This window comes from Methanomassiliicoccales archaeon, assembly GCA_038850735.1.
GTDB lineage: Archaea > Thermoplasmatota > Thermoplasmata > Methanomassiliicoccales > JACIVX01 > JACIVX01.
In genome coordinates, this window is sequence record JAWCLO010000006.1 from 107,266 (window position 1) to 122,146 (window position 14,881).

16 protein-coding genes are annotated in these 14,881 nt (G+C 45.2%); 10 read left to right on the top strand and 6 right to left on the bottom strand.

What is annotated here, in order from left to right:
- Positions 1-17: 17 nt before the first annotated feature.
- Positions 18-257, bottom strand: a complete 240-nt coding sequence (locus QW087_05285) for a PRC-barrel domain-containing protein (protein MEM2944132.1) — start codon at positions 255-257, stop codon at positions 18-20.
- A gap of 69 nt (positions 258-326) precedes the next feature.
- On the bottom strand, positions 327-491 hold the full coding sequence (locus QW087_05290; protein ID MEM2944133.1) for a hypothetical protein: 165 nt from the start codon (positions 489-491) through the stop codon (positions 327-329).
- Positions 492-721: 230 nt separating this feature from the next.
- On the opposite strand from QW087_05290, the gene QW087_05295 reads away from it, so the two are divergent.
- Genes QW087_05295 through QW087_05305 form a run of 3 tightly spaced genes read left to right on the top strand, consistent with a single transcriptional unit; the run spans position 722 to position 2,634 of the window.
- On the top strand, positions 722-1,327 hold the full coding sequence (locus tag QW087_05295; GenBank protein ID MEM2944134.1) for a RimK-like ATPgrasp N-terminal domain-containing protein: 606 nt from the start codon (positions 722-724) through the stop codon (positions 1,325-1,327).
- Positions 1,315-2,190, top strand: coding sequence for a RimK family alpha-L-glutamate ligase (locus QW087_05300; GenBank protein ID MEM2944135.1), 876 nt, complete (start codon positions 1,315-1,317; stop codon positions 2,188-2,190). Before QW087_05295 ends, QW087_05300 begins: the two co-directional genes overlap by 13 nt.
- A gap of 3 nt (positions 2,191-2,193) precedes the next feature.
- Positions 2,194-2,634, top strand: a complete 441-nt coding sequence (locus QW087_05305; protein MEM2944136.1) for an N-acetyltransferase — start codon at positions 2,194-2,196, stop codon at positions 2,632-2,634.
- A 27-nt stretch (positions 2,635-2,661) separates the two neighbouring features.
- On the opposite strand, the gene QW087_05310 is transcribed toward QW087_05305, so the two are convergent.
- Positions 2,662-4,887: a CDC48 family AAA ATPase gene (locus QW087_05310; GenBank protein MEM2944137.1), complete on the bottom strand. Its 2,226-nt coding sequence runs from the start codon at positions 4,885-4,887 to the stop codon at positions 2,662-2,664.
- 115 nt (positions 4,888-5,002) lie between these two features.
- On the opposite strand from QW087_05310, the gene QW087_05315 reads away from it, so the two are divergent.
- The 4 genes from QW087_05315 to QW087_05330 all read left to right on the top strand — a co-directional run bounded on the left by QW087_05315 (position 5,003) and on the right by QW087_05330 (position 9,102).
- Positions 5,003-5,866, top strand: a complete 864-nt coding sequence (locus tag QW087_05315) for an ARMT1-like domain-containing protein (protein MEM2944138.1) — start codon at positions 5,003-5,005, stop codon at positions 5,864-5,866.
- Positions 5,867-5,900: 34 nt separating this feature from the next.
- Positions 5,901-6,959, top strand: coding sequence for a dipeptide epimerase (locus QW087_05320; GenBank protein ID MEM2944139.1), 1,059 nt, complete (start codon positions 5,901-5,903; stop codon positions 6,957-6,959).
- 117 nt (positions 6,960-7,076) lie between these two features.
- Positions 7,077-8,144, top strand: a complete 1,068-nt coding sequence (locus tag QW087_05325; GenBank protein ID MEM2944140.1) for an NDP-sugar synthase — start codon at positions 7,077-7,079, stop codon at positions 8,142-8,144.
- Between the two features lie 61 nt (positions 8,145-8,205).
- Positions 8,206-9,102 carry a DMT family transporter gene (locus tag QW087_05330; GenBank protein MEM2944141.1) on the top strand — a complete coding sequence of 299 codons (897 nt, stop codon included), beginning with the start codon at positions 8,206-8,208 and terminating at the stop codon, positions 9,100-9,102.
- A gap of 7 nt (positions 9,103-9,109) precedes the next feature.
- Here QW087_05330 and QW087_05335 read toward each other — a convergent pair whose 3' ends face one another.
- On the bottom strand, positions 9,110-9,505 hold the full coding sequence (locus QW087_05335) for an ACT domain-containing protein (protein MEM2944142.1): 396 nt from the start codon (positions 9,503-9,505) through the stop codon (positions 9,110-9,112).
- A 110-nt stretch (positions 9,506-9,615) separates the two neighbouring features.
- Between QW087_05335 and QW087_05340 the strand changes: the two genes are divergently transcribed.
- The 3 genes from QW087_05340 to QW087_05350 are packed head-to-tail and all read left to right on the top strand — an operon-like array spanning position 9,616 to position 13,020.
- Complete coding sequence (locus tag QW087_05340; protein MEM2944143.1) at positions 9,616-10,527, top strand: glycosyltransferase family 2 protein; 912 nt, start codon at positions 9,616-9,618, stop codon at positions 10,525-10,527.
- 4 nt (positions 10,528-10,531) lie between these two features.
- Complete coding sequence (locus QW087_05345; protein MEM2944144.1) at positions 10,532-11,992, top strand: hypothetical protein; 1,461 nt, start codon at positions 10,532-10,534, stop codon at positions 11,990-11,992.
- Positions 11,989-13,020 carry a hypothetical protein gene (locus QW087_05350; protein ID MEM2944145.1) on the top strand — a complete coding sequence of 344 codons (1,032 nt, stop codon included), beginning with the start codon at positions 11,989-11,991 and terminating at the stop codon, positions 13,018-13,020. Before QW087_05345 ends, QW087_05350 begins: the two co-directional genes overlap by 4 nt.
- Before the next feature lie 7 nt (positions 13,021-13,027).
- On the opposite strand, the gene QW087_05355 is transcribed toward QW087_05350, so the two are convergent.
- Together QW087_05355 and QW087_05360 are read right to left on the bottom strand one after the other, a co-directional pair.
- Entirely contained in the window at positions 13,028-13,909 is an 882-nt protein-coding gene (locus QW087_05355) for a glycosyltransferase (protein ID MEM2944146.1), read from the bottom strand.
- Between the two features lie 46 nt (positions 13,910-13,955).
- Positions 13,956-14,881 (bottom strand): glycosyltransferase (locus QW087_05360; protein ID MEM2944147.1); only part of this gene is annotated, 926 nt, incomplete at its 5' end.

Sequence of the window (14,881 nt, forward strand, 5' to 3'; positions counted from 1 at the left end):
TATATTCATTGGTTTTCTCAGCTGATATTCATAACGACGACGTCTCGCACCGCTCGCATCTCGCTGAATGGCAGTACCAGTCGGCCTTGGGCATCTGTCTTGTAAAGACGGGTTTCAATTTCTTCTGCTGGCACTACAAGTACATGTTGTATTTCGCCTGTACTTGTGTCAATGACGAAATTGTCAATCATTCCCAGAATCTGTCCATCATTCGTCATTACGGTCTTGCCCTTCAATTCCGTGATGAACTTTCTCATAATGAGCACCCTTTGAAATTTTTCATTTATCTGGTAATATGAATGAAATAGTCCATATTTAGCTTTATCTCAAAAGGATCCTAGATCTGGCCTATCTGGAAAAATGATTGTGTGGCAGAAGACGGGCTCATTGATGTCCATTTTGTCAAAATAATCTGCTCCTGCAAAGCCGTTTTCCGATTCTAAATCAAGCCTTGTGAATCTCACGATAACGGTTGAGATCGCTCTCTTCATTCGAAATTGACATCTTACATTCTTTTCTTGCCGATTCGAAATATTTGTACCTTCTGTGTGTGAAGATAAGAGTAAATATTTTTTGCGACTAAGGTTGGGACCTTATATTTATACGTCTTTTCATGAAGTAGATGAATTCCAGAAATTGAAAGGAAAGATTTATTAATCAAGCAACTTCTTAACGCACCCTTCGACGAGGTCCTAAGACCTCCTCGCGCAGGTCGTTCGTGATGGGCTTAAGCCAAAGGCTTGAATACACACATAAAGAAAGCGCCTTCGTTAACATCGCAGGTGACTACAGATACCTGAGTGAAGGGCATTATGAGAGCGTTGAAGCCGAGGTACTGGGGATACCAGTTTATCCCAGGGTAAAAGAAGCTCTCGATGCATACGTCGTGCCCATATGCATGGAGCGCGCCAAGCGTGCAGGAATCCCGATTCCCGAGTATTATATTTCGAACGGATTTTTTGAACCCCCTGCAATTGTTTATCCAATTAACCCATTCATGCGCAAGCACAGCGTCGTGTACAAAGAAGGTCATGTAAAAACTATTAGCAAATCGCTCACGAGGAACTATAAGTTTCCAATACTTGTTCAAAAAATAAGGGAAGACGCGTCAATCAGGGAATTCAAATGCGTGGTAGGCACAGCTACAACTGACGAGTTCACAGGAATCGCAGAGAGAATTTGGATGCTCTTCCACCTGCCGCTTTGCAAAGTGAGGGTGATTGAGGATGGGGAAATCATGCTCAGCGCTATCGAGCCACTACCACTTCATCAGCTCAAGAGCAAAGAGCTCAAGCTTCTTAGGAAGGCGAATGAATGGCAAATATAGCGTGTTTTGTTGAACGCTATACGATCAATCGATCGGAGGAACTCAACGCGCTCACAAATTTCAAAGTGGCAGCGCTTAATTTAGGACACCGGTTTGATTACATTTTCAGATCCGAAATCCATAGAATTCCGGAATTCGATGCGCTTTTCATTCGATCCACGACAGATCCCATGAATGCGTCGTACGTTGCATCGCGGATCGCGGAGATGAACGGACTTCGTGTAATCGACGATCCTGATTCAATCATAATTTGCTGCGATAAGATCAACATGTACATGAGACTCGAGAAAAACGGGCTCAGGATTCCCGAGACGAGATTTATCAGCAAGAATGCGCTAACCCATGAAGTTGCCGAGAATACTTTCGAAGAATTGGGCACTCCGCTCGTTTTGAAGGCACCGTTTTCAAGTTTTTCAACCTACGTTGAGAAGGTCGATAATCTGCACGATTTCTGCGAAACCGCTAAGAGATATTTCAGACGAACAAGCAGCATCGTCGCCCAGCGTTTCGTACCTTCGAATTTCGACTGGCGTGTGACAACGCTCAATGGAGAAGTGCTCTTTGTCTGCAAGTATGTGATGCCGCCTAGCAGTTGGAAAATCCAACATCGTGAAAACGGGCATGTTACTTGGGCGAGGATTGAAGCGATGGATCTCAAGGAAGTTGATGAGGAACTTGTCGAAACAGGAATAAAGGCATCAGAATCCATCGGCAAAGGACTCTACGGCGTGGATATCAAGGAAGTTGATGGAGAATATCTTGTGATCGAAGTGAATGACAATCCCAACATCGATGCTGGAGGAGAAGACGCGAAAAACCCGGAAGTCTACGAAAGAATCGTTCAATATTTAGCCGGTGGTTAGTATTTGATAAGATTCGCATCGCGATCAGATATCCCAATGATCCAGAAAATTGAAGATCTTTGTTTCACAGACGATCGATTCAACCGCAGGCAAATCAATTACCTCGTAACCAAGGCAAAATCTGCTACCTTTGTCGAGGATGACGACGGCGGAATTTGTGGATATCTCATTTTGCTCTTTAGAAGTGACTCCGACTCCGCCCGCGTGTATTCGATCTGCGTCCATCCTGCATGCCAAAACAAAGGAATAGGCTCTTCCCTCATGCGCGCCGCTGAAGAGTTATCAAGAAAGCATAAGTGTAAGAGAATGACGCTCGAGGTTAGCGTGCAGAATTTGAAGGCGATAACTTTCTATCAGTCGCTGGACTTTGTGGTTGTCCGAAAACTAAAAGACTATTACAAGAGCGGTGTCGATGGGCTTCGAATGCAAAAACTCCTTATGTGAAGTGTTAAGAAAGCCACGCATTGCTTCTCACCTGTACGCTCCTAGTTCCTCCCAACCCGCCTTAACCTTCTGCAAATTCTTTCCGATGTTCTCATACTGTCTTATTACATCTTTGTCGACCGACGCACGCACAACTCTCAACGCTGCTTCGAAATGTCTACTCTCCACGATGCACGCATCCTTATTTTCCCTCAGTGCAGTCATCGCCGCCTCTCTACAGAGATTCTCGAGGTCAGCTCCGACGTATCCTTCGGTTTTCTCGGCAAGCAACTCGATATCAACATCTTTTAAAGGCATGGATCTCGTGTGGATCTTCAGAATGGATATTCTCGAGCTCAGATCTGGCACGGGTATATAGACTATTCGATCGAATCTACCAGGCCTCAAGATGGCTGGATCTACAATGTCAGGGCGGTTTGTAGCTGCGATCACGGTCACACGGTCGAGGGTCTCAAGGCCGTCCATGCTTGTCAACAACTGGTTCACAACCCTTTCAATAACCTTCGTATCTCCGCCAAACCCTCTCCTCGGTGCGATGGCATCGATTTCGTCAAGGAATACGATGGAAGGGGCTACCTGCTTTGCGCGTTTGAAAATCTGTCTAACCGCTTTTTCACTTTCTCCAACCCACTTGCTCATAATCTCTGGACCTTTGATAGAAATGAAATTTGCCTTCGACTCTGTAGCCACAGCTTTAGCAATGAGAGTCTTTCCAGTACCAGGCGGACCGTAAAGAAGGATCCCCTTAGGCGGTCTGATCCCCATCCGTCGAAATGCCTCTGGGTTTTCGAGGGGCATCTCGACCATCTCCTTCAACTGCCTTTTGACATCTTCAAGACCACCTATGTCATCCCAGGTGACACGAGGAATCTCGATGAGAACTTCTCTCATAGCGCTTGGCTCGACTTCTTTCAAAGCCTCATCAAAATCTCTTGCTGTAACTTTCATCTTTTCAAGCAACTCGGGTGGAACGGGTTTATCTAGATCCAATTCCGGAACGTGTCGTGCAAGGCATTTCATGGCCGCTTCTCTTGCCAAGGCAGCAAGATCGGCGCCTACGAATCCATGCGTCAGGCCCGCGTATTTGTCAAGATCGACGTCTTCAGCAAGCGGCATGCCACGTGTATGTATCTGGAGAATTTCTTTTCTGCCTTCCTTCGTAGGTACGCCGATTTCAATTTCTCTATCAAACCTCCCCGGTCTTCTGAGCGCTGGATCGAGGGCATCCTCACGGTTCGTCGCGCCTATGACAATAACCTGTCCTCTCCCGCCAAGTCCATCCATGAGCGTTAGAAGCTGTGCAACCACCCTCCTTTCAACCTCGCCCTGAACCTCCTCTCTCTTTGGAGCGATCGAATCTATTTCGTCGATGAATATGATCGATGGAGCGTTCTTTTCTGCCTCTTCGAACTTCTCACGCAGTTTCTGTTCACTTTGTCCGTAGTATTTGCTCATAATTTCGGGACCTTGTATTGCATAGAAATTTGCACCCGCTTCGTTCGCCACTGCTTTTGCAATAAGAGTCTTACCCGTACCAGGCGGTCCGTAGAGCAGCACGCCTTTGGGGGGATCGATTCCAAGTCTATCAAAGAGCTCGGGGTGCTTCAAAGGAAGCTCGATCATTTCCCGAACTCTTTGTAGCTCTGCTTCGAGGCCACCGATATCATCATAGGTTACAGAGGGCGTTACAATTTCAGTAGTTTCAGCTGGTTCGGTTTTGACAGCCAACTCCGTGTGCTCGCCCACAACTACGACACCCGCTGGCTGTGTATTAACGACGATGAAGGGCAAAAAGCCGCCCATGAGTGCGATATTGGGAATAATGATCTCATCGCCTTTGATCAGCGGCCTATTAATGAGCCCCTTTCTAAAGAGCTCCTCCACCCCCTGCCCGAACCTCACCTTCTTCCCCTGAGGAATCTTCGGTGCCACTACAACTTTGGAGGCGGGCTGGGGATCTGCCCTCGTTACAGTCACCTTCTCTCCTATCGAAACGCCCGCGTTAGACCTGATCATACCATCGATGCGTATGATCCCTTTCCCCTCGTCCTCTTGAGAGGCCCTAAACACTTTTGCCACGGTTTTTTTCTTCCCAATGATCTCTATGACATCACCGACTTCGACGCCAAGCTCCTTTCTAGTCTTTGCATCAATTCTAGCCCTTCCAAGGCCAACTTCAGACTGGTGCTGGGCACGCGCGACCCTCAGGGTGACGGACTCAACCATCTTATCCCCACATCCTTTCGTCTTCACAATGCGGTGGCATCTATTAAAGTTTCTCCACACTGGCCCAAATATCGTTCTTATGTGGGAATATCAAGATAGAATTTTGCAAAGGGTTAATTTGAGGGGATGTAATGGCCCAAGCATGCGAATGGATGCGGAATGTGTGCCGTGCCTTCTCGGACGCGTCCTTTATGAAACGAGGCTGTGTCTGCCAGATAAAAAAGAAGAGGTGATGGAGGAATGTTTGAAGGTACTTTGCAGAGAGTTCAGACCTGGTGTCAATTCAGCACAAGTTGCCACGAGGGTACACAAACGCGCATATGAATTATTATGTTCCGACCCGTATAAAGATCTAAAAAAGAAGAGCAATTTGGCGGCAGCCTCACTCCTCGAACGGGCAAAAGATTTTGTGAGTAAGTCGAAAGATCGGCTTGAAGCAGCGTGTCTTTGTTCCATCGCAGGCAACGTGCTGGATTTTGGAATTCGTATGTCTGTCGAAAGGCCAGATGCATTTGCTGATGCCTTTGATTCGATTATTGCGCAGGGACTTAATGTCAATGATGTACAATCGATGAGGAAAATTTTGGAAGAAGCCGAGAGGATTGTTTATCTCTTCGATAACTGCGGTGAAATCATTTTTGACAAGCTCCTCATCGAAGAGGTCAAGTCGTTCGGAACAAAAGTGACTGGCGTGGTAAAAGGGAAACCGATCCTTACTGACGCAACGTGGGAAGACGCAGTTGAAACTTCGGTCGCATCAATTCTCGACAAACTAGAAACGACGGGCATGTTTGCGATCGGCGTCGATGTTTCAAGATTGAACCCCTTCTTAAGGAAGCAGTTTGAAGATGCGGACCTTATCATATCAAAAGGGATGGCCAATTTCGAAGCCCTATCGGACTGCTCATTTGCTCCAGTTGCTTACATCCTGCGCGCAAAATGTCGCCCAGTGGCGCACGCCATTGGTGCGAACATCAACGACAATGTCGTCCGCGTGGTCTTATGACTTGCGCTTCAAGAAATGGGGTTGGTGATTGTTTGTGAGAATCGATTCAATTGATATTATGAAGATTTGCTTGAAGCGAAAGGAACCGTTTCGAATTGCCACTGGAACATCAAAAGACGTCATAAATTTCATCATTTTGCTGAAATCCGGGGAACTTACTGGGATCGGTGTTGCGGTGCCGAATCTTGTGACGGGTGAGACAGACGACTCCGTTCTTTATGCTATCCAGACGATTTGTAGCGAAGTGAGGGGATTGGATGCAGAGAAACTCGAGGAAATTCACAACCTGATGAATGAGGTGATACCGAGATCACCGGCAGTTGCATGTGGCTTCGATCTTGCACTTTACGATCTCGTGGCGAAGTCTGAAGGTAAGGAAGTCTGTGATATCCTAGGGCGAAACAAAATGACGATCGAAACCTCATATACATTGGGCATTGCCCCTCTTCGTGAAACTATTGAAAAAGCACGCATCGCCGTGGGACATGGATTTCATATTCTAAAGGTGAAGGTTGGGCTCAATGTTGAAGAAGATATCAGGAGAATAGCGGCATTGAGGGAGGTTTTTGGAAGGCAAGTGGTGATGAGAATCGATGCGAACCAAGGATATAGCTTCGAGGAAGCGGATAAGTTCCTCCAGGCGGTCGAGCCCTTTGACATCGAATTCGTTGAGCAGCCGGTAAAAGCTGTAGAACTGCGAGCCCTGGAAAAGCTTGCATCACGTTCATCAATCCCAATCATGGCAGATGAATCGGCAAAGAGTCTCCAGGACGTAGAGAAAATTGTCGCTGAGAATCTTGCAAGCATGGTAAATATAAAACTCGTAAAGTTCGGAGGGGTCTTTCAATCGAGGCTCGTCGATGAACTCTGTTGCGATCATGGACTGAAAACGCAGGTTGGTTGCATGTCTGAATGTCAGGCCTCAATAGCAGGGGGGCTCCATTTTTCGTTGTCGGGGCGCTCTGTCGAATATGCCGATCTGGATTCACATTTCTTTTTTATTAATGATCCTACGGAGGGTGTGAAGTTCGATCGTGGTTTCTTGTATCCCAGTGGGAGGCCAGGATTGGGCACGAAATTGCTCGGGATTTGATACATGAAACCGAAGAAGCAATAGCTCCACGCAACGATATCTAGCGCAGGTAAAATCAGTTGTTTTTTTATTTTTTATTCACATATCACGATTCGACGCTATCGAGGAGAGATAGGATTGAAGAAAATCAATCAAGCGGTGATCTTGGCAGGCGGTGAGGGTCAAAGATTGAGACCCCTCACAAACACAAGGCCGAAGCCGTTGTTACCAGTCCTAGACAGACCCTGCCTAGATTATGTGATTGAATCGCTAGCTAGAGCAGGTATTACCGACATTTTTCTTACCTGTTCTTACCGATCTAGCGATATCGTGGATGCTGTTGGCAACGGCGAGAAACTAGGAGTTAATATTATTTATTCATTTGAAGAAGAGCCGATGGGGACTGCAGGCGCAGTGAAGCTTTTGCAGGATAAGCTAGACGAAAGGTTTATTGTAGCAAGCGGCGACGTGCTTGCAGATGTCGATATTACGGCGCTTGTCAACTTCCATGATGAAAAAAGCGCCGAGGCCACGCTTGCACTTACTGAGGTGAGCAGACCCGAGGAATTTGGAATAGTTGAGATAGATGAGCTCGGGAAAATACTAAGATTTAAGGAAAAACCAGCTAAAGAAGAGATTTTTTCAAATCTTGTCAATGCTGGGATTTACGTGCTTGAGAGGGGAGTTTTGGAGGAGATACCCTTCGAAGAGAAATTCGATTTTTCGAAAAACCTCTTTCCAAAGCTTTTGGCGAATGGGAGAGGAGTTTATGGGTACAAGATTTCAGGCTTGTGGAAAGATATAGGAAGACCGTTTGATCTACTAGAAGCAAACCTCCTCATGGCACAGCGCATTAACAGGCAATCTGAAAAGGCAATCTATGGCGCGCAAATCGAGCGCGATCAGGGGGGAAATGTTGAGCCCCTAGAAGATTCTTTTCTTGGAAGGGATGTGAGACTCGGCTCTACTTCAAGAATCACTTCTTCGGTCATTGGTAGAGAGAGCACGATTGGGGAGAGAACAGAGATCATCGATTCCCTTATACTCGCGCGCTGCACAATTTTTGAAGAATGCATGATTGAGCATTGCGTTGTAGGCGAGGGTTGTGTCATTGGTCCTCGTGTCAATATCTCGGGGTGCGTTCTAGGTGATGGCGTGCTGGTTGAAGGGCCTCTCTCCTTAAAAGACGTCGTAAAGGAACCTTAGTTGGGGGCAATATGTTCTCTCAAAATCGGTATACTTTGTCGTTTCTGTTAAATAGTAGTTTATGAATCGCCCCCAAGTGAAGGCCAAATACGAAGCAGCGCTCATCGCAGCAGGCTTCATCTGGGGTACTTCGTTTGTTTCGGCAAAGATAGGCGTTGAAAGTATCGATCCTTTCCTCTTCTCATTTCTGCGCTTTCTATTTGCTTCGATTCTTTTTATCATCGTTCTCTTAATCTTTGGAAAATTCGATTTGAGACTTTTTGGCGATAAGCTCATATGGGCTATCGCAGGTTTCAATTCGGTCGCACTGGAGCTGCAGCATCTTGGCATGACAATGACTACCGCGACGAACGCAGTGTTGCTTGTCGATATCAATGTGGTCTTTGTCGCAATTTTGGCTTTCTTCATACTTTCTGAACGAATAACGCTGAGTGTAATTTGTGGTCTAATTCTTGGTCTCTTGGGTGTCGTGGTAGTATCAACGAACGGTGATCTTTCATTAGTACTATCAGGAAGTTTCTCTGGAAACGCCCTAGTCTTTGCGGCTGGTATACTATGGGCGTTCTACATAGTCTATCAGAAAAAAGTGCTTATGAAGGAAATAGACGTTCTTTTGGTGACATCAAATGTCATTCTTGCGACAACAATCATTCTATTTCCGCTAACTCTGATCTTCGTTCACGATTACACATTGAATTTGATTGGTTTGGAGAGTTCTTTATATACTGGAATTCTGTGCACCGCCTTGGCCTTTTTCCTTTATAATTTCGGTCTAAGAGGCACAGGGGCAACAATGGCTTCGATCATACTCTTGTTGGAAATTGTTTTTGCTATGTTGTTCGCTTTTATCGTGCTCAACGAAGTGCCAAGTTATATTACGCTGATAGGGGGCGTACTCATCATTGCAGCAATCTTACTGGTATCATTCAAACGAAACGAAAATGAAAAAGGAGATTGAAAGAGAGTCACGAGGAGTATTTTGACAAAACCTCCTGAGCTCTCTCCAGCTGATCGACGCCGATGGCGACCTCCTCTTTTTGTGTTCTTGCGCCAAGAATAAAGATCGACTCGATGTTGATGCCTGCCCTTGCGAGTTTTTTTGTTACTTTCGATAACTCCCCTGGTCTGTCGCTCAATGATACGACGAGGACATCTCTCTCGGAGAATTCCAGACCCGCGTTTTTCAGTGCGGTCTTGGCGCTGTTCTCATCATCCGTAATTACTCGGATCATCGGCCTATTCGATCCCATATCGGTCGAGATTCCACGTATGTTTACCGAGTTTTTAGCAAGAACCTCAGCAATTCGTGCAACTTCCCCAGGTCGATTTTGCACATAAATCTCGAATTGTTTCATCATCATTAAACTAATATTTCATCTTCATGCTAAAATACTCTTTGAAGATCTGCGAATAGAAGATCGATCAGGGCGCTTGACGAAGAAATAATAAGGTTGTTGGCAATGCGTTCTTAATGACTCCTCAACATCTGGTTGCCGCCATTACGGTCAACTGGAGAAGACCCAAAGAGACAGTCAGGTGCATCCATTCATTGAAGAACGGCGGAATTGAAAATCTCAGGATAATTGTCGTGGATAATGGATCGGGTGCAGATGATGTGAATTATATCAGAAATCAAACACCAGATGTTGAGATTTTGGTTATGAATAGCAACGTTGGGTATGCAAAGGGCATAAATGCCGGAATAGTTGAGGCCTCAAAAGGAAATCCAGATTATATTTTGGTGATGAACAACGACGCATATGGGGCTCCTGGGTTCCTAAGTCGAATGATTGAAGGATTTAGAAGCCATCCTAGAGCTGGCATCGTCGGTCCGAAAATTCTATATCAAGACGGCAAAACTATTTGGTATGCTGGCGGTGCATTCAATCGGTGGTTTGGATATAGTCGTCATCTGGAGATGGATTCGGAGGATATCGGATATCGCGAAGACAAAGAAGTTGATTTCGTGACTGGATGTGCGATGCTTGTGAAACGGGAGGTGTTTGACGAGGTGGGTTTGTTTGATGAGGAATATGAGATGTACGTTGAAGACCTCGATCTTTGTTTACGCGCTCAGAGGCGAGGATATGAGCTGTGGTATATTCCTTCCGCCATAGTTTATCATGAAGTATCAAGCTCTTTGGGTATTGCTGGTACAAATACGATGACGCCGTTCAAAGCGTATCGATATGCAAGGAATATGTTCCTTCTTATTGAGAAAAATATGATGGGGCTCAAGTTCCTGACATGCATCATTGGACAATTCGTAATATCCCTTCCTTACTTCATGATGTTGATCGCGCTTCAGCGATCTGAAGGTGCGCATACAGCCTACCTCAAGGGCGTTGTGTGCGGTCTGAAATATATAATCAAGAGGAGATGAATCCTTGAGATTCCGAGCTTTGCGACCGTTCGCATATCATTTTCTGAGTTTAGCGGATACCTCGTTATTCGGGAGGCTAAAAGGAATTTGCATATTCATCATAGTAGGTCTTGCGGTCAGGCTTCTTATTGCTCCTTGGACATCGTGTCCATACGACATTTATCCCTTTTACAGAGGGCTCATAGATATACTATCTGGCGTTGGAATTTACAGCCACGCTTACTTTTCGTATCCCCCTCTTTCAATTCTAGTGATATCCCCATCTATCGCAATTCTTTCCCTATTCTTTGATCCAATCAATTTCGGATCTTTCCAACCATCAATGATAGAGGTGTCACATGTAACCGGGATGCTTGTCCCCTTTGTCACCCATCCTCTGTTCAATCTGTTTTTCAAATTGCCATTGATTATCGCCGATCTTGTTCTTGGACTGAGCATCTATGAATTTGTCAAAGAAAAGTGGAACGTGACAGATGCAAGAAAAGCCTTCATCCTGTGGTTCCTCAATCCTCTCGTTATCTGGGTGAGTTCTGTTGCGGGGCAAATCGACGTATTGCCTGCAGCAATGACTTTGATTTCTATGGTATATTTCTATCGAAGGCGCTACTTCTTTTCAGGAGTGGCGCTGGGATTAGGCGTCCTTTTCAAAGTGTATCCCATCTATCTCTTCATTTTTTATTTTGTTTTTCTTCTGTCGGTTGCGCTTAATGGGAGTACTATCAAATCAGTTCTGCGAAAATTCTGTCAATGCTGCTCGATGATTTGTGGCGGCCTTGTGAGCGGCGCTATACTCATCCCCTTTTTTCTAGCTTCGACAAACATGCTTGACTTCGTCTTCAGGAGAACTGGATCAACAAGCTATGGAGGTCTCAATCTGTGGTTCTTTATACCAGCTCTCCCAAGCGAGGGTCTTCTTCCCAGCGTGCTACCGATTGTTATCGACTTCCCCCTACTCATTTTTATTTCGATAATTGTCCTTGCCTTTGTAGTGTCAGCCATAATTTCAAGGTTTTATTTCAATCAGGATCGCGATGAACTGATCATGCTCGTTACTGGCAATCTTGCGATTATCGGTCTTATCATGTTCCTGCAGCCTGTTACAAACCCCCAGCACATGCTTTGGCTCTTCCCCTTTTTACTCATTTTATCGGCATCGGATGCAAGATTCGAGAGAAAATTCTATTTGCTCACCATCGTTTCGCTTCTTTATTTCATATGGCTTCAAACCGCATTTGCCCTCATTTATCCTCTTGTCGTGTATACGCCCGTTGGTGGCATCGAAGTTGTGAACGATCTCATCACTCGGTATTATGTTACAGAAGGCATTTTTTCGCGCCAGACACTCGTCATTAGCTCAGCAATGGTGGGTGGATTAGTAATACTTTCAGTGCTCATGCCTAAGAAATACGATTTCGTTGATAAGCTATGGGACAGATTGAAAATTGCATGGGGGCACTTGCCATGAGGTTCCGTACGGCCGCACTATCGCTACTTGTCATTTTCATCTTCATCGAAAGCGTTTTCATAAATACCGGAATATCGGATCCTAATCTAGAATTGAAGGCAACTACTAAAGATGGCGACGGCATTGATGTTGAGATCACATACGAATTAACTGCAACCCAAAAATATGCCGATTTTAATCTTATATGCTTTCCTGTTTCACAATACCGCAATGATGCAATCTATCTCTTTGAAGATCCGAAGTTTACAGACGTCGACCTTGCAAGAAGTATTTATGGACTTTACGATCATCTCCGTGCGGAATTGCGACTTCTCGGAGCAGAAAACGACATCAGGGTCGTGAGTCTTGCCCCCCTCTTGGAGATTTTTTCGGGAGATCCAGCCACTGTCATTCTTGCAGGCGGCATTCCAAATGCAACGAATTTTGCGCTAAGCGCGCTTAACTGGGTAGAAAAAGGTGGGGTATTAATCACTCTTGGAAATCAGTCGATCCCCTTCCTGGCGAAGGTATCGCAGGGAAGTTGGGTTGGCGAGGAAGTATTCTTGCGAATGCGCTTCCAGCCCATCGCGGTAAGGTATTCTGACAATCTAGTGGCAACTCCAATTGCGGAAGCTTTTGATTTCAAAGCGACTGCTCCGATGATGGGCATATTCGTAGAGGACGTACAGCGATACGGTGGACAGATTATTGGCTATTATTTAGATGAAGACAAACGCCTCGCCTCTCTTGCATTTATCCCAATTGGTAAAGGAGTTCTCCTCGCATTTTCCGGTCCAATCACGGCCCCCTATCTTACCAGTTCTGAGGATGCCATTGCATGTGATATTGCCAGAATCATTGTTAGCCAGCTTCCTTGGATATCTGGGCAAATTCAATCGAAAAATCTAGCCGGAAGAGCGAGCGAGATCAATGGCACAGTACGCTTTCATTTTGAAGAGGCACATGCGATTTCAGTTTTTGCGTTCTCACGACTTACTACAATGCCGATTTATGCAAGAGTCATCGTCGAAATACATGGCGCAGAGTAGTTGATCATTAGGAAACTTTCTTTGTCGATTCGACCATTTCCCAAATATATTTATCTGGTCTGTTTAATGTCACATGGGCTTTCGCATATGATCGAACTGCGAGCTCCAAAAATATTGTTGTTGCGATTCTCCAGATGTCATTCTTATTCTCTTTTAAAAAAGAAAGAATGGGTGAAATGAGATTCGTGGCGTTCCAAGTAGGAACGGTGAAGCCAAAGCGCTTTTTCATGTACATTTCTCCGATATTCACCCTTACCCTTTGTTTCAAGAATTCTCTCACAGTCTCCGGCCCTCTATTATAAACTATTGCCTCAGGAACGTACACCACTTTGAAGCCTCTTCTTTCAATTTCCATCCTTATCCAGTCTTCATCAGTATTGGTCCCTTCAGGAAGTTGGAATTTGAAATTTCTAAACGCTATAAGTTCCCCTGTCTTGGGCACGATAAGGGACACTTTGTGATGGAGATCCCAAAGCATTCTTACAGCAAAGCCGGCTAATGTGTCGGGTGAGTTAACAGGAACTGGATGGCCGCCTGCCATTCCCACGCTCTCATCTTTAAATGGTGAGAGTAGATGTGCTAATGAACTATCCGCTAGAATATTGTCAGCGTTCACTAAGACAATGATATCTCCCTTAGCCTCACGTATGATCTCATTAACAGCGGAATATTTCCCTTCTCTTCTTTCTTGGATTATGAGCGAAACCCGATAATCTATCTCCATGTATTTCCTTACGATCTCATTCGTACGATCTGTGCTCCCGCTCGAAACCACAAGAATCTCCTTTATTGAAAAATCTTCGATCTGCTGCGACGATATGGCTTTCAGCGAATTCTCTATGTTCCTTTCCTCATTGTGCGCACAAACACCAATCGTCACAGGCTGCATCGTTTCTATAAGAATCACTTGTGATAGATAATTTTCGTTTCGCCGGTCAGCGGTGCGTGCCAATCCTCGATCCGAATGTATCGTACACCACCGCCAAGGCAAAACCGATCAACATCGGCATCAATTGTAGGTCTGGAAGCTGGAGTGCTATGAGGTAAAAGAATACAAGGTTGAGGATGAATCCGCTAAATGCAATGAACATTGTTTGTAGTCCCCTTATAATTCCAATATTCTCTTTTTCTTCCGAGAAAAATTTGTTTGCAGCTACCACGTAACCTACCGCTAGAAGGAATGAAACGACCGTCGGAAAAATACCGAGTCTCTGTACCGGTTGCCCCATCATCATAAGGAAAAGCATTGTTGTGAAAATTCCGAGGATAAACGCAGCGATGAATCTACCGATCCAATTTAAAAGAAAGAAAGAGGTGGCGGCAGCAAATATCCGACCAGCAATCCCGCACTGCCTCATGATCGAAAGCACGACCCTTGCGTCAAGTTTTGATGCCCCTCCTCGTCTCTCTCCAAATTCAAATTCGACCTCTCCGATTCTGACGGATTTGGGAGAAAATTTGAGCAGATCAAAAAGGATTTTGAAGCCCTTCTTTTCAAATCTTTCTTGGTTTTCCATGATGATCTTCTTGCAGAATTCCGTTCTTCCACCGAAGAAACCGCTCATGGTATCTTTGGTTCTTTTTCTTCCCTTGATTCTTAAATATGTCGATGCCAGAGTATGAGCTCCCCATGATGAGATTCTTCTCGCGAGAGTGAGCTTTTTTCTATTGCTTCTGATTCCCACGACTAGGTCATTATCGTCTCTAAGTGATTTCACAATGTCAATTACCGCAGCTGGCGGATGTTGAAAGTCTGCATCGAGGACTACGAAAAGAGAGGTATTTGTCAAAAGGATACCCTGTATTATGCTCGCCGCTAAACCACGCTCGCTTTCAGGTCTTTGAATCAACGAAATCTGAT

Excerpts from the sequence above, each read along its gene's own strand:
- QW087_05285 (MEM2944132.1), bottom strand. The coding sequence starts at position 257 with ATGAGAAAGTTCATCACGGAATTGAAGGGCAAGACCGTAATGACGAAT.
- QW087_05290 (MEM2944133.1), bottom strand. The coding sequence starts at position 491 with ATGAAGAGAGCGATCTCAACCGTTATCGTGAGATTCACAAGGCTTGAT.
- QW087_05295 (MEM2944134.1), top strand. The coding sequence starts at position 722 with ATGGGCTTAAGCCAAAGGCTTGAATACACACATAAAGAAAGCGCCTTC.
- QW087_05300 (MEM2944135.1), top strand. The coding sequence starts at position 1,315 with ATGGCAAATATAGCGTGTTTTGTTGAACGCTATACGATCAATCGATCG.
- QW087_05315 (MEM2944138.1), top strand. The coding sequence starts at position 5,003 with ATGCGAATGGATGCGGAATGTGTGCCGTGCCTTCTCGGACGCGTCCTT.
- QW087_05330 (MEM2944141.1), top strand. The coding sequence starts at position 8,206 with ATGAATCGCCCCCAAGTGAAGGCCAAATACGAAGCAGCGCTCATCGCA.
- QW087_05335 (MEM2944142.1), bottom strand. The coding sequence starts at position 9,505 with ATGATGATGAAACAATTCGAGATTTATGTGCAAAATCGACCTGGGGAA.
- QW087_05340 (MEM2944143.1), top strand. The coding sequence starts at position 9,616 with ATGACTCCTCAACATCTGGTTGCCGCCATTACGGTCAACTGGAGAAGA.
- QW087_05350 (MEM2944145.1), top strand. The coding sequence starts at position 11,989 with ATGAGGTTCCGTACGGCCGCACTATCGCTACTTGTCATTTTCATCTTC.
- QW087_05355 (MEM2944146.1), bottom strand. The coding sequence starts at position 13,909 with ATGCAGCCTGTGACGATTGGTGTTTGTGCGCACAATGAGGAAAGGAAC.